This window comes from Paenibacillus gyeongsangnamensis, assembly GCF_027533625.1.
Classification (GTDB): Bacteria; Bacillota; Bacilli; order Paenibacillales; family NBRC-103111; genus Paenibacillus_G; species Paenibacillus_G gyeongsangnamensis.
Map to the genome: position 1 here is coordinate 198094 of NZ_JAQAGZ010000006.1, position 14451 is coordinate 212544.

11 protein-coding genes are annotated in these 14451 nt (G+C 52.5%); 10 read left to right on the forward strand and 1 reads right to left on the reverse strand.

The features are described 5' to 3' along the window. Positions 1 to 101: 101 nt before the first annotated feature. The 7 genes from glgB (at position 102) to O9H85_RS11410 (ending at position 9589) form a co-directional block, all read left to right on the forward strand. A complete protein-coding gene (gene glgB, locus O9H85_RS11380; protein ID WP_269881472.1) occupies positions 102 to 2036 on the forward strand; it encodes a 1,4-alpha-glucan branching protein GlgB in 1935 nt (644 codons plus the stop codon). A gap of 29 nt (positions 2037 to 2065) precedes the next feature. Next, the gene (locus tag O9H85_RS11385; protein WP_409348131.1) at positions 2066 to 3208 is read left to right on the forward strand and encodes a glucose-1-phosphate adenylyltransferase; all 1143 of its coding nucleotides are present in this window, start codon (positions 2066 to 2068) and stop codon (positions 3206 to 3208) included. A gap of 6 nt (positions 3209 to 3214) precedes the next feature. Next, a complete protein-coding gene (glgD, locus tag O9H85_RS11390) occupies positions 3215 to 4324 on the forward strand; it encodes a glucose-1-phosphate adenylyltransferase subunit GlgD (protein ID WP_457920777.1) in 1110 nt (369 codons plus the stop codon). A gap of 284 nt (positions 4325 to 4608) precedes the next feature. Then, positions 4609 to 6036: a glycogen synthase GlgA gene (glgA, locus tag O9H85_RS11395; RefSeq protein ID WP_269881474.1), complete on the forward strand. Its 1428-nt coding sequence runs from the start codon at positions 4609 to 4611 to the stop codon at positions 6034 to 6036. Positions 6037 to 6106: 70 nt separating this feature from the next. Next, positions 6107 to 6286, forward strand: a complete 180-nt coding sequence (locus tag O9H85_RS11400; RefSeq protein WP_269881475.1) for a hypothetical protein — start codon at positions 6107 to 6109, stop codon at positions 6284 to 6286. A gap of 120 nt (positions 6287 to 6406) precedes the next feature. After that, complete coding sequence (locus tag O9H85_RS11405) at positions 6407 to 8071, forward strand: GAF domain-containing sensor histidine kinase (RefSeq protein WP_269881476.1); 1665 nt, start codon at positions 6407 to 6409, stop codon at positions 8069 to 8071. Positions 8072 to 8368: 297 nt separating this feature from the next. Further along, the gene (locus O9H85_RS11410; RefSeq protein ID WP_269881477.1) at positions 8369 to 9589 is read left to right on the forward strand and encodes an IS110 family RNA-guided transposase; all 1221 of its coding nucleotides are present in this window, start codon (positions 8369 to 8371) and stop codon (positions 9587 to 9589) included. Positions 9590 to 9850: 261 nt separating this feature from the next. Here O9H85_RS11410 and O9H85_RS11415 read toward each other — a convergent pair whose 3' ends face one another. Next, positions 9851 to 10081, reverse strand: a complete 231-nt coding sequence (locus O9H85_RS11415; protein ID WP_269881478.1) for a hypothetical protein — start codon at positions 10079 to 10081, stop codon at positions 9851 to 9853. A 360-nt stretch (positions 10082 to 10441) separates the two neighbouring features. Here O9H85_RS11415 and O9H85_RS11420 point away from each other — a divergent pair, with 360 nt between their 5' ends. Genes O9H85_RS11420 through O9H85_RS11430 form a run of 3 tightly spaced genes read left to right on the forward strand, consistent with a single transcriptional unit; the run spans position 10442 to position 14448 of the window. Continuing rightward, positions 10442 to 12148, forward strand: coding sequence for a spore germination protein (locus O9H85_RS11420; protein ID WP_409348128.1), 1707 nt, complete (start codon positions 10442 to 10444; stop codon positions 12146 to 12148). After that, entirely contained in the window at positions 12096 to 13217 is a 1122-nt protein-coding gene (locus O9H85_RS11425; RefSeq protein WP_269881479.1) for a GerAB/ArcD/ProY family transporter, read from the forward strand. Before O9H85_RS11420 ends, O9H85_RS11425 begins: the two co-directional genes overlap by 53 nt. Beyond that, entirely contained in the window at positions 13186 to 14448 is a 1263-nt protein-coding gene (locus O9H85_RS11430; RefSeq protein WP_269881480.1) for a Ger(x)C family spore germination protein, read from the forward strand. Before O9H85_RS11425 ends, O9H85_RS11430 begins: the two co-directional genes overlap by 32 nt. Positions 14449 to 14451: the final 3 nt, after the last annotated feature.

Sequence of the window (14451 nt, forward strand, 5' to 3'; positions counted from 1 at the left end):
TTCAAGAAGATTTTGTAACCTGCTGAAAGGAATTTCAAGACGGGCGTAGTATTGTTGTATTAAGGCCCGATAAAATGAAAACTAGAGGGGGATGAGCGATCGTGAAGAATGAGATCCCCGGTCCGGAAGACCTTTATTTATTCCATGAAGGAAGATTGTTCCAGAGCTACCGCATGTTGGGATCTCATCCCGCAGAAGCGGAGGGCGTAACCGGAATCCGGTTTGCCGTCTGGGCCCCTCATGCCCGTGAGGTTCGGGTGGTCGGCGATTTCAACGGCTGGAACGGCTCGAAGCATGGCATGAGGAAAGCGAGCACCTGGGGAGTTTGGTCTTTGTTCGTGCCGGAAGCGGCGGAAGGGGATTATTACAAGTACGAGATCGTCACCTCTTCGGGAACGCTGCAGTACAAGGCCGATCCGTATGCCTTCTGGTCCGAGCTGAAGCCGGGAACGGCTTCCCGCGTTGCTTTCCTGGAGGGTTATGAATGGAACGACCAGCCGTGGCAGGAACGGAAAGCCGGCAGCTCGGTGTACCAGGAGCCGATGAACATCTACGAGGTGCATCTCGGCACCTGGAAGAAGAAGCCCGACGATGCCTATTACACCTACCGGGAGCTTGCGCTGGAGCTGGTGGCTTACGTCAAGGAGATGGGATATACCCACATCGAGCTGATGCCGCTGGCCGAGCATCCTTACGATCGCTCCTGGGGCTATCAGGCCACAGGCTATTATTCCGTAACGAGCCGGTTCGGCACGCCGCACGATTTCATGTACTTCGTGGACTGCTGCCACCAAGCCGGAATCGGCGTCATTATGGACTGGGTGCCGGGACATTTTGTCAAGGACGATCACGGCCTGCGCCGTTTCGACGGCGAACCCCTCTACGAGTACGGCGATCCCCTGAAGGCCGAGAAGCCGGAATGGGGCACGCTCACGTTCGATTTTACCAAACCGGAAGTGATCAGCTTCCTTATCTCCAACGCCATCTTCTGGATGGACATGTATCACATTGACGGATTGCGCGTCGATGCGGTGGCAAGTCTTCTCTACTTGAATTTCGGCAAGCCCCGCGAGCAGTGGATCAAGAATGAATACGGCGGGGAAGAAAATCCCGATGCCATCGAATTCCTCAAACGGCTTAATCAGACCGTGTTCGGGTATTTTCCCGCAGCACTGATGATGGCCGAAGACAGCAGCGCCTGGCCGCTCGTTACGGCTCCGGTTCACGAAGGCGGGCTGGGCTTCAACTACAAATGGAACATGGGCTGGATGAACGATATGCTGAAGTATATGGAGATCGATCCGTATTTCCGTCATGGCAGCCACCAGCTTCTTACCTTCAGCTTCATGTACACTTACTCCGAGAATTATGTACTGCCTCTGTCGCATGACGAGGTCGTGCACGGCAAGAAATCACTGCTTAACAAAATGCCGGGCGATTACTGGCAAAAGTTCGCTAATCTGCGTGTGCTGTTCGGCTATATGATGTCGCACCCCGGCAAGAAGCTGCTGTTTATGGGCGGCGAGTTCGGCCAATTCGACGAATGGAAGGACCTCGAGGATCTCGATTGGGAGATGCTCGGCTACGACAGCCACCGGAGCATGCACCGGTACGTCAGGGACCTGAACCATCTGTACTTGCGGGAGCCGGCTTTCTGGAAGCTGGACCACAGGCCCGAAGGCTTCTCCTGGATCGACCCGCATGACAGCAAACAGAGCGTTACGACGTTCATGCGGAAGACGGAAAACCCGGAGGATACGCTCGTAATCGTCAACAATTTCACCCCGGTGACTCACGAGAATTACCGGATCGGCGTTCCCTACGAAGGGGTCTATGTGGAGCAGTTCAACAGCGACGCCGGTGAATACGGCGGTTCGGGCCGGCTGAATGCCGGCAAGCTCAAAACGGAGGACAAAACGTGGCATTATCAGCCGTGCAGCCTGCATATTTCTTTGCCGCCGCTTGCTACGGTCATCTTTAAACCGATCCAAATCATCAAGCGCAAGAGGGGAACGAGCATAACGAGGAAGGGGTAAAGCCGATGCGGAAAAAGGAATGTGTGGCGATGCTGCTTGCGGGCGGCGAAGGAAGAAGATTAGGTGTTCTGACGAGCAAGCTGGCGAAGCCGGCGGTTCACTTCGGAGGAAAATACCGCATTATCGATTTTACGCTGAGCAACTGCACCAATTCCGGAATCGACACCGTCGGGGTTTTGACTCAATATCAACCGCTTGTATTGAATACTTATATCGGCATCGGATCCCCTTGGGATTTAGACCGCAAAAACGGCGGCGTCACTGTGCTGCCCCCTTATATGGAACAAAACGGCGGCGATTGGTACAAAGGCACGGCCAACGCCATTTACCGCAACATCTCCTTCGTGGAACAGTACGATCCCGAATACGTGCTTGTGATTTCCGGCGACCATATCTACAAAATGGATTACGACAACATGCTCCGCTTCCACAAAAGCAAAGGCGCGGACGCTACCATTGCCGTTATCGAGGTCAAATGGGAGGAAGCGAGCCGCTTCGGCATCATGAGCACGGATGAGAACGACCGCATTACCGAATTCGCCGAAAAGCCGAAGGAGCCAAAGAGCAATCTGGCCTCCATGGGCATTTATATATTCAACTGGCAGGTGCTTAAGGACTATTTGATTAGGGATGAGGCCGATCCCGATTCAAGCAAGGACTTCGGTAAAGATTTGATACCTGCCATGCTGCGGACAGGGCAGCGGATGATGGCCTATCCTTTTGAAGGCTATTGGAAGGACGTCGGTACGATCCAAAGCCTGTGGGAAGCCAACATGGACCTCTTGGAGACGGAGCCGGAATTTAATCTGAACGACCGCTCCTGGCGCATTTATTCGGTTAATCCCCTTCAGCCGGGCCAATACGTGTCCCCTACGGCTCAAATCCGCCGATCGCTCGTAAACGAGGGCTGCTGCGTTTTCGGCGAAGTGGACCATTCGGTACTCTTCTACGGCGTGCAGGTAGGAGAGGGCACCTTGATCAAGGATTCGGTGATCATGCCTAACGTTACCATCGGCAACAACGTCAAAATTTATAAATCGATCATCGGTGAGGGTACGGTCGTCGAGGACGGAGCCGTCATCGGAACCCCGGAAGAGGAAGGCCCGCAGGATATCGTCCTGATCGGAAGCAACGAACATATCAGCATGGCGACTAATTCCAGGAAAGGATGAGTTCTCATGAGACGAATGATGGGGGTTATTAATCTGGTGAATGAGCCGGATGATCTGGAGGAGCTCACCTACACGCGCTGCGTGGCGTCCGTTCCGTTCGGTTCGCGGTACCGTCTGATCGATTTTGCATTGTCAAACATGGTGAATTCCAACATCGAGAACGTGGCCGTCTTTACGCAGCATAAATACCGTTCCCTGATGGACCATCTCGGCTCCGGCAAGGAATGGGACCTCGACCGCAAGCGCGGCGGACTGTTCATCCTTCCTGCAGTACTTCACGAAACGACGCGCATATTGCGCGGCGACCTGTTCCAGTTCTATAGCCACCGCGATTATTTCTATCGCGCCAGCGAGGATTATGTCATCATCTCCCGCAGCCATATCGTCTGCAACATCGATTTCAACGAGGTGCTGGACTACCACTTGAGCAAAAATGCGGATGTTACGGTGGTCTACAAGAAGGCGGAAGAGGAGGAATACGCGAAATTCCGGCGGCTTGCCGTCCGGGAGGACGGTCAAGTGACGGTGATTGAGGACCATTCCGGCCGCCTGCGCACCGACAACATCTCGATGGAAATGTACGTCATGAGCAAGGAGCTGCTGCTCGATATGGTGGAAACGTGCCTCGCGCAGGGCTACGACCATCTCGTCCGCGACGGGATCATGAAAAATATCGACAAGCTCGGCGTATACGGCTACGAGCACAAAGGGCATACCGGATTAGTGAATACGATTCAAAGCTATTACAAAAACAGCATGCAGCTGTTGAATCCTAAGATTTGGCGGGAGCTGTTCTTCCAGCGCAACCTGATCTACACGAAGGTAAAAGACGAACCGCCTGCTCGCTATGCCGAGAACGCCCTCGCTAAGAATTCGCTTATCGCGAACGGCTGCGTCATCGAAGGCAAGGTCGAGAACAGCATCCTGTTCCGCGGCGTCAAGATCCGCAAGGGCGCTTACGTCAAGAACAGCATCATCCTGCAAAACTGCGAAATCGAAGAGAACGTCATCATCGAGAACGCGATCCTGGACAAGGACGTTTTCATCAACCGAGGAAGAGTGCTCACCGGAGACAAACAAGCACCGTTTATCGCTTCCAAAACCAAGGTCATCTGATTGGTTAACCAAGCGCGTCCGGTCAGGTCATTTAAAGGTCCGGCGTTTTAAAGGAGATTCCGGTTACGAAGGCGTTAGGTAATGGGTGTCCGGCGGAAAGTTTACGTGCCGCATTTGAAATCGTGTCCTCACATCGATGACTATTTATTCAAAGGACACGATTTCTAAAGGGGCTGGAGCGGACACCTATTACCGGCAGCCGCTTGTGCCGACTTTTTTTTAAAACTCCGAAGAATTCAACAACCCCCCGGCCGCGCGAAAATATAAAGGAGTGGTAGGAAGCCATGAAAGTGTTATTTGCCGCGTCTGAAGCCGTACCTTTTATCAAAACGGGAGGGCTCGCCGATGTCATCGGATCGCTGCCGAAGGAACTGGCCAAGCAGGGAATCGATGTCCGCGTCATTGTACCGAAGTATGAAGATATTCCTGCCCGCTTCACACAGCAAATGGAGACCGTAGCGGAATTCCAGCTCCAAATGGGCTGGCGCAATCTGTATTGCGGCATTCAGAAGCTCGAGCATGAAGGCATCATCTATTATTTCGTCGACAACGAATCCTACTTCCGCCGCCGCGGCTGCTACGGCTACGGGGACGATGCGGAACGCTTCGCTTTCTACTGCCGGGCGGTGCTCGATGCGATGCAGCATATCGACTTTGTTCCGGATATCATTCACTGCCACGATTGGCAAGCGGGCATGATTCCGGTGCTATATCGCGCCCATTTCAGCTATCAGCCTTATTACGCCGGGATCAAAACCGTCATGACCGTCCATAATTTAAAATACCAAGGCTTATTCGGACAAGAGAAATTCAAGGACTTTTTCGCACTGGGAGACGAGCATTTCCACGGCTTCGCGCTAGAAATGCATGGTGGGGCGAGCTTTCTGAAGGGCGGGCTTCTATACTGCGACTATATTACTACTGTCAGCCCGACCTACGCGGAAGAAATCCAGACGCCGTATTACGGCGAGCATATGGATGGATTGCTGCGCAGTCAAAGCCATCGTCTGACCGGCATTCTGAACGGCATCGACTACGAGGAATTCGACCCGATGTCGGACCCTTACGTGGAGATCAAATACCGGGATTCGCTCGTGAAGAAGCAGCAGAACAAGCTGAAGCTGCAAGAACGGCTCGGATTGCCGGTCAACAAGGACGTTCCGCTGATTGCGCTCGTTACGCGGCTCGTCGATCAGAAGGGATTATCCCTCATCGACCGGGTCATTAAGGAGCTCCTGTCGCTGGATGCGCAGTGGGTCATTCTCGGGACAGGCGAATACCGGTTTGAGCAGCTGTTCAAGTGGGCGGAAAGCCAATATCCGGACAAGCTGTCGGCGAACATTCTGTTCGATGAAGAGCTGGCCCGGCAAATCTACGCCGCTTCGGACCTGTTCTTGATGCCTTCGCTGTTCGAGCCTTGCGGCATCGGGCAGCTGATCGCGATGCGCTATCGCTCGGTGCCGATCGTAAGGGAAACCGGAGGGCTTCAAGATACGGTTCAAGCCTATAACGAGGAGACGGGAGAGGGCACCGGCTTCAGCTTCACCAATTACAATGCGCATGATTTGCTGTATACGGTCGAACGGGCTGTGGAGCTGTACAAAAACCCGGAGAGTTGGTCCAATCTGCTCGCCAACCTGAAGAAAAAAGATTTCAGCTGGCGCAAATCGGCGCAGCAATACGCATCCCTGTACAGTAAGCTGGTTCAATGATTCATACAAGTCAAAAACCAACGTACCGCATGCGGGACGTTGGTTTTTCCATAAAAAGGAGATGAGGCCTATGGACATCAAGATTCGTTTGTCCGTAGAAGGTGAACCGGTGAAGGAAGCCATCGTTCAGATTGAGGATTACAAGTTTGAGGAGCTGACGGAGGAGGAGCGGGAAAGCGCCATCGAGATCGTGGTGAGGAATTGGGCGGACCGGCATATTCAGATCGAGTGGGAGGCCCCGAACGCTTAAACGTACAGGTATCCGAGGGAGGAAAGCAGATGCCCTTAGGCCATAACCGGGTTCAATTCCGAAAGGGCGGGTCATAGGAAAGGATTCCTTACTCCGGATGTCGAATTCATGGGTTAAAGAATGATCAATTCCGTAAGAGAGCGGGCGGAGGCTGTGAACAACAAGATGATCTACTCCTCGGATGAGGATGAACGTAAACGGCTGCAGGAGCTGGACGAGCTGCAGCTCGTCCATTCGGAGCCGGAGGAGCCGTTTGACCGGATTACGAGGTTGGTAGCCCAAATCTTTCAGGCGCCGATTTGTTTAATTTCGCTCATTACAAAAGACCGTGGGTGGTTTATATCCTGCATAGGACTCCCCGAAGACTTGGACCGGGAACGCGGAACAGAGCGGGAGGCGGCTTTCTGCCAATACGCAGTTGCGGAGAAGAAGACGATTGTAGCAGAGGATGTGCTGGAGGATTCTCGCTTTGCCGGGAACCGGCTCGTCCTGGAATACGGCATCCGATTCTATGCAGGGGCCCCGCTGATCACATCCGAAGGCAACGCCCTCGGCACGCTTTGCATTCTGGATTATGCCACACGCCGTTTCCCGCCCGAGGAGCAGGAGAAGCTGGCCGATTTTGCCCGGTGGGTCGTGACGGAGATCGAGCTGCGCCGGGATTTGCGGACGAAGGAAGCCTTGATGAGGGAGCTGACATTGGAAAAGGAACGGCTGGCGGAGCAGCAAGAGCTCGTCGGCAGCTCGTTCGAGTCGGGTCAGGATGGCCGTCTCCTGTGCAAAGCGGAAGGCTCCATAGTGCTGCATAACAGGAAGCTTCTGGAGATGTTCCTCGTAAATCCGCTGCTGTATTCCGATGTATGGGATTTTTGGCATCAGGTGCAGCAAGCCGGCAGATCCGAGGCCCCGGGCTTGACGCATAAGCTGGAACAGCTGCTAAGCGGCGAGCAGCATGCCTTCTCGGAGCGATATGCAGCGCATCTGTCCGGCGAGGATTGGCGATTCTACGAGGTAACCGGCTCTTCCGTCTCCTTGCATACGAACGGAAAGCCGAAGTATGCCTATATTGCCTTTCGCGACCGGACGGAGGAGGAAGTGGCCGACCAGCTGAAGAATGAATTTATCAGCGTGATCTCGCATGAGCTGCGCACGCCTCTTACAAGCATTATCGGATTCGTTGAAATATTGATTGACCGCAGTCCGGATGCGGAGAAAAGCCAAAAGTACCTGCAAACGGTTTATCGGGAAGCCAATCGGCTGACTCATCTGCTGAATGATCTGCTGGACCTGCAAAAGATGGAGTCAGGGAAGCAGGATTATTTATTCGCCCCGACGGATTTAACGGCGCTGATTTATGAAATTCTGGATTTCTGGGACGAAGAGAAGAGCCACCGAATCGTCATCCGGTGCGAGGACAAACCGCTGTACGTGCTTGCGGATGCCGATCGGCTGAAGCAGGCGCTGCACAATCTCGTCAGCAATGCGGTGAAATATTCCCCAGGGGCGGATCGGGTGGATGTGGAGCTGCTGGAGCAGGGCGGAATGGCTGTGATCCGCATTCGCGACTATGGGCTGGGCATCCCCGATGAGGCGAAGGAGAAGCTGTTCACGAAGTTTTACCGGGTGGACAATTCCGACCGCAGAAAAATCGGAGGCACCGGTCTTGGACTGGCCATTGTCCGCGAAATCATAAACGCGCATGGCGGTACGGTTGAATTTGATTCGACGCTCGGTCAAGGAACGACCTTCACGATAAGGCTGGAGCTGCTTCCTTCCGATATGTGAAATCTAAAAAGACAATGTCCACGGAAGGGGCTTCCGCGACATTGTCCTTTATTTGTTGATAAGACTCCCATGCCGCTGTTGCGGCACCACTGATAAATGAAAATTTTGTCCATACTTCTACTATGGCTGGCGAAGGTAGGTCGTAAATTCTTGGTGCCACGAGCCCGTTGATAAGACGGACCACAAACGACCCGGTGCATCACAGATTGTTGCTCCTTCGGGAAGCACGTAGGGCAGAATAACCCTTTTGGTAGTTTGCACCAGCCTTAATCAATCCAGTCTAAGGAGAAGCAAGTCATGGATGTATTGCATGAACGCTGTTGCGGTCTGGATGTTCATAAGAAGAGCATCACTGCCTGCATCATCACCCCTCAAGGAAAGGAGATTCGAACATTTGCTACAATGACTCGGAACCTGATTGAACTCGTGGACTGGGTCAAGCAAAACCGATGCACCCATGTCGCGATGGAAAGCACGGGAGACTACTGGAAACCAATATACAACCTGTTGGAATTAGAAGATCTCAAGCCGATGGTAGTCAATGCTCAGCACATCAAATCCGTTCCCGGACGTAAAACGGATGTTAAAGATGCCGAATGGATCGCCAAGTTAGTAAGACATGGTTTGGTGCAAGGAAGCTATATCCCGAATCGGGATCAAAGAGAGATGCGAGAGATTATTCGTTACCGGCGAAGCATCATTGAAGAGCGAACACGCGAAGTGAACCGGCTTCAAAAGGTACTGGAAGGCGGCAACATCAAGCTATCCTCTGTGGCTTCCAATGTAATCGGAGTTTCCGGACGAAACATGTTGGAAGCAATGATTAACGGTGAAACCGATGCTTCCGTCTTGGCCGATTTCGCTCAAAAGAAACTAAAGTTAAAGAAAGAACAGTTAAAACTGGCGTTGGAAGGGCGACTCGGAGCTCATCAACTGCTCATGATCGAGAAACAGCTAGCCCATATCGATTATGTGAACGAACTGATCACGGAATTGGACACAGAGATCGATAAACGCATGGCCCCTTTTGCGGAAGACCTGAAGTTATTGGATTCTATCCCCGGTGTCGGTAAACGAACTGCTGAACAAATCTTAGCAGAGATCGGTACGGACATGGCACGGTTTCCAACCCCCGGACATTTATGCTCATGGGCGGGAATGACTCCAGGTCATGACGAAAGCGCGGGGAAGAAAAAGTCGGCCAAAACGCGAAAGGGAAACAAAAAATTGCGAAGCGCCCTAACTGAGGCGGCGCGAGCTGTAGCGCGAAAGAAAAACTCATACTTATCGGCTCAGTACCACCGAATCGCAGCGCGGCGAGGGAAGAATCGAGCGGCGATAGCCGTTGGTCATACCATACTAACCATCGTTCATATCTTGTTAACGCGAAGACAAGAATACCTCGAACTAGGATTCGATTACTTTGACCAACGAAAAAAAGAAATTTTGATAAAGAACTCAATCAAGAGACTCGAGTCATTGGGACTCCAAGTAAATATTCAAGATCAAACTGCTTAAACTTAATGACATTAAATAATTGTATATCCGGGGGCTTAGTTTCTTATTGCCAAAAATAGAGCTTAGAGGGCTGTTTTTAATAACAAAACCCAGCATGAAATTTTCAAAAGCTTTGGCGTGCAGCAAGTTACGATTTTTATTTTCAGGGCAGAATTTATAAGTTTTCGTAACTTATAGCTTCGCATCAACCTTGATAAGCGCGCTGGTCCTTGTATGACAAGGATGGCGAAGCCGTTTATCCTGGCATCACCGCTTTAGTTTCTAAAGGACGATGGACGGCTCCTCGAAATACATCGTTTCCTCATTGAATGTGCGGTTGATCGATAAGAAGGTATGCATCAGCTCGAACATGTCCGATTGTGTAAGCTCCACTCCTGTGGCGTCGCCGGGACGATCCGTCTCCGCATGACCTCTCCAAAAGAGCCGGATCGATTTCCCCTCCGAATTCATTTGAATTTCCAGCTGATTCCGCTTAAGTACGCATTCCCACATCCGTTATCACCGTTCCCTTTCGTGCTCGCAGCTTTGTCCTTTAGTTAAGACACCACATGAAGTATATGAAGCGAGAAGAAGGAAAAGAATAGTGGGATGAAAAAAGGAAAAAGGCAGCTCGGGCAGATTGCGGACAAGCTGGAGACGCTCGAGGACGTCATCTTGTATAAATAAGAACCGGGTGATTCCCATTGGTACCGAGGGGCCAAGGCAATGGCTTCTTTTTTTTTATGCCAATATGCGATCTTCCGCTCTATTTCCATAATCAAATGAAAACATACATATTTCCAATAGGCGAAGGTCATATTAAGAAAGATATGGAAGCCATGTAAGTCTGAGCAGGCTGGGAGGCGAAGCGGTATGACGATCTGGGAATGGCTTGAGAAGCGGGCCAGGCGTAAGAAGCAGGATAGCAAGCAGGATAAGCCCATTCCGGATTCTTATATGCAGGAGGAGGATACAGCCCCGATCTCGCCCGACCTTGATGAAAATATTCATTTCATCCGCGGGGTGCTGGGCGTAAGCGAAGACTTGATCCTGCGCCGTTTTCATATCTTCGGCCAGATCTCTGCGGTTGTTTTTTACTATTGCAATATGGTGGATGAAGATTCGATAAATCTGGAAATCTTAAAGCCTCTTATGAACCCCCCTTCCCAGCTTAAGGGAAAGAAGGTGCCGCTGGAAGGGCTCAAGGAAATACTGCTGTACGATACGATCTATCACAGCAAGAGCTCCTTTGAAGGCCGCAGAAAGCAGATCGTGGAGGGGCTGCTGCGAGGCGGCACCATCGTGTTGATAGAAGGACTGCAGGAAGCCGTCATGATCGAGACGAAGCAGGTGGAACGGCGGGCCATCCAGCAGCCGGAAACGGAGCAGGTGATCCGAGGTCCGCGCGAAGGGTTTATCGAGCAGCTCAGCATCAATATATCGCTGCTTCGATACCGGCTGCCGACGACGGATTTTCGCGTGAAATCGCTGGTGCTCGGGAGGCTTACGAAATCGAAAGTGGCCGTTTGTTATTTAAAAGGGATAGCCAATGAAGCACTCGTTAAGGAAGTCGAAGCCCGCTTGTCGGTTATCCAGCTGGACGGCATCCTGGATGCCGGATATCTGGAGCAATTCATTGAGGATAACCACTATTCTCCGTTTCCGCAAGTGCAGAACACGGAACGGACGGACAAGGCGGTAGCCAACCTGCTCGAGGGGCGGGTGATCATTCTTGTCGACGGCTCGCCGTTTGCCCTGATCGTGCCTACGGTGTTCAATCAGTTCTATCAAACGACCGAGGATTATTCCGAACGCTTTCTCCTCGTCAGTTTCATCCGGCTGTTCCGGCTGCTCGCGCTCGCCTTCTCCCTGGTTACCCCTTCGTTGTACGTGGCGATCATCGCCTTTAATCCGGAGCTCATTCCTACCGAGTTCGCCGTCGCCGTGTCCGGGGGACGAGCCGGCGTTCCATTCCCGTCCGTGGTCGAGGTGCTGGTCATGGAGGCCTCCATGGAGGTGCTGCGGGAAGCGACGCTGCGATTGCCTCAGCAGATCGGGGGGGCGCTCTCGATCGTAGGGGTTCTAGTTATTGGACAGGCTGCGGTATCAGCCGGATTCGTCAGCCCCATCACCGTCGTGGTCATTGCCCTTACGACGATCGGCTCCTTCGCGACCCCGGCGTATAATGCGGCGCTGGCGCTTAGGCTGCTTCGTTTCCCACTCATCATTTTGGCGGGCATGTTCGGCCTGTACGGCGTCATGGTAGGCCTCATCCTGATTGCCAATCATTTGCTTTCTTTGAAATCGTTCGGTATTCCTTACCTTAGCCCCGTAGTGCCAGGCAATTTTCAAGGCATGAAGGATACGGTTGCCCGCGGACCGCTGTGGTCGATGGTGAAGCGGCCTATGATGCTCCATCCTCAGAATGACGACCGGCTCGGCAGCAAGGTCAAGGAAAAGCTCGACCAGGAGCCGGATAATACGCTGGATCCGCTCAAGGTAGGCAACCAAAGGGAGGGAGCTCGTCATGGAATATCCTCGTCAGATCACGGCGATTCAGGCAGCGGCGATACTCATTAGTACCATCATCGGCGTAGGGGTGCTTCCCCTGCCCCTATTTGCCGTACAGTCGGCCAATACGGGAGCGCCGATGCTGACATTGCTTGCCGTGCATGTAGCCTATATAGGACTATGGCTCATAACGAAGCTGGGTATCCGATTTCCGGATCAATCGATCATAGGCTACAGCCGCACGATCATTGGGAAAGGTCCGGCGTGGATCGGCAACATTCTGATCGTCACATTCTTTGCCGTTCTTACGTCACTGGCAGCGCGTGAATTCGGAGAGGTGGTCATTACCTCCGTTCTGAAAAAAACGCCGCTGGAGGTCACGGTGCTCGCCATGCTGCTTCTGGCAACCTTGTCCACGCGCAACGATATTACGACGTTTACTTACATTCATCACTTTTATTTGCCGCTCATCGTATTTCCCGCGGTGTTGATCGTCGCGCTGTCCCTTAAAAATGCGCAGGTGGTGTATTTGCTCCCTTTATGGGGCAATAATCCGCCTGATTTGCTTCACGGCACTTTGGTTGTGGCCAGCTTGTTTCAAGGTACGTTTATTTATACCATGGTCATCCCGGCGATGCGCCGGCCAAGGAGGGCTATGATTGCGAGCATATGGGGGATGCTGATCGCGGGCGGATTGTACATTTCGATTGTCGTTGCCGTTGTCGGAGTGTTCGGCTCGGAGGAAACCGAGAATTTATTGTGGCCAACGCTGGAGCTCGCCAAAACGACGACGCTCCCGGGCAATATCCTTGAACGGCTCGACGCCGCATTTCTGGCCGTATGGGTTACAGCCGTCTTTACGACGCTGTTCTCCACCTATTATTTTACGGTTCATGCGATGAGTAAAATGATTGGGCTCAAGGATCATAAGCTGTTTTCCGTCTTCGTGCTGCCCTTTCTATTCGCAGCGGCCATGGTTCCTCAGAACGTAATGCATATGTATGAAATCATTACGATCGTCGGCCGGTTCGGCTTGGTGCTTACGATTGGTTATCCGCTGCTGCTGCTCATCGTCGCTATGATACGCAAGAAGGGAGGGGCCTCCGATGGCGCCCGCGCTGCAGAAAACACGAAGTAAGCCGGCTCTTGCGCTGCTGCTTTGCTGTATGCTGCTCACTGGATGCTGGGATCGGCTGGAAATTGAGGAACGTGCCGTTGTGCTGGGCATCGGCATCGATGAAGCGGAGAAGGGAGCCGAGGCACGTGAGGAGGAAATTACCCATCAGCGTCATACGTTGCCTCCGCCGAAGAGCGGAGCGATTCATATCAGCATGCAGATTGCCGTTCCCGGCCGCATTCCGCTAGGTCCGGGCGGGGGCGGCGGCGGCGGGGGAGGAGGGGGAGGAGGAGGAGGAGGAGGAGGAGGAGGCCAGAACACCGTATGGGTCGTTGAGGGAGAAGGCTATACGATGAACGAAGCGTTGAACAATATGCAGCAGCGCATATCGCCGCCATTGTTTTACGGTCATTTACGAGTGATCGCCGTGTCGGAAAAGATTGCCAAAAAGGGCATTGAGAACTTGAACGATTTTTTCCACCGCAATCCCGAAATCCGCCGCATGGGCTGGATGATTATTTGCGAAGAAAAGGCGTCGAAGCTCATGAAGGCTTCACCACAAATGGAACGGGTACCGACGATTTATTTAATGAATCAGATGGATCAGGCGGTTAAGATGGGGCGCATGCCGAACGATTTCCTCGGATTGTTCTGGAGCGCTTCGTCGGCCAAAGGAAGGGAAGGCTTCCTTCCTTATGTGAAGATGATGCCCCAGGGGACGGTGGAAATCAGCGGCCTGGCTTATTTCAAGAAGGATAAAATGGTCGGTAAAACGAAGCCAATCGAAATCCCTTTGTATATGGGGATTGCCGGCTTAAATCCGGCGGGCGGCGAAGTGTTCGTGCACGTTCCGGGCACTTCGGAATTTGTACTGTTCGGGGGAAGACACCGGAAGTCGATTATCGATGCGGAAATCATGAACGGGAAGCCTCACATCACCGTGAAAATTTATCTCGAAGGTAACTTGCTGGAGAAATCGAACGATCAAGTACGCATTACGGATGAAACCATCAGGCTGATCGAGAAGGAGCTCAACAAGCAATCAAGACAAGCTTATTTGGATCTGATCAAAGCGACGCAGGAAAAAGGCTCGGACATCTTCGGCTTCGGGGAGCAAATTCGGGCAAAGCAGTGGAGGTATTGGAATAAGGAAATCCAGACGAAGGAAAATTGGCAGAACGCATATAAAAACTTGTCGGTAGAGGTCACCACATCGTTTCACATTCGCAGGGTAGGAATGAAAGGAAAGTAATTG

Excerpts from the sequence above, each read along its gene's own strand:
- O9H85_RS11405 (WP_269881476.1), top strand. The coding sequence starts at position 6,407 with ATGATCAATTCCGTAAGAGAGCGGGCGGAGGCTGTGAACAACAAGATG.
- O9H85_RS11420 (WP_409348128.1), top strand. The coding sequence starts at position 10,442 with ATGACGATCTGGGAATGGCTTGAGAAGCGGGCCAGGCGTAAGAAGCAG.
- O9H85_RS11385 (WP_409348131.1), top strand. The coding sequence starts at position 2,066 with ATGCTGCTTGCGGGCGGCGAAGGAAGAAGATTAGGTGTTCTGACGAGC.
- glgD (WP_457920777.1), top strand. The coding sequence starts at position 3,215 with ATGAGACGAATGATGGGGGTTATTAATCTGGTGAATGAGCCGGATGAT.
- O9H85_RS11430 (WP_269881480.1), top strand. The coding sequence starts at position 13,186 with ATGGCGCCCGCGCTGCAGAAAACACGAAGTAAGCCGGCTCTTGCGCTG.
- O9H85_RS11425 (WP_269881479.1), top strand. The coding sequence starts at position 12,096 with ATGGAATATCCTCGTCAGATCACGGCGATTCAGGCAGCGGCGATACTC.
- glgA (WP_269881474.1), top strand. The coding sequence starts at position 4,609 with ATGAAAGTGTTATTTGCCGCGTCTGAAGCCGTACCTTTTATCAAAACG.
- O9H85_RS11415 (WP_269881478.1), bottom strand. The coding sequence starts at position 10,081 with ATGTGGGAATGCGTACTTAAGCGGAATCAGCTGGAAATTCAAATGAAT.
- O9H85_RS11400 (WP_269881475.1), top strand. The coding sequence starts at position 6,107 with ATGGACATCAAGATTCGTTTGTCCGTAGAAGGTGAACCGGTGAAGGAA.
- O9H85_RS11410 (WP_269881477.1), top strand. The coding sequence starts at position 8,369 with ATGGATGTATTGCATGAACGCTGTTGCGGTCTGGATGTTCATAAGAAG.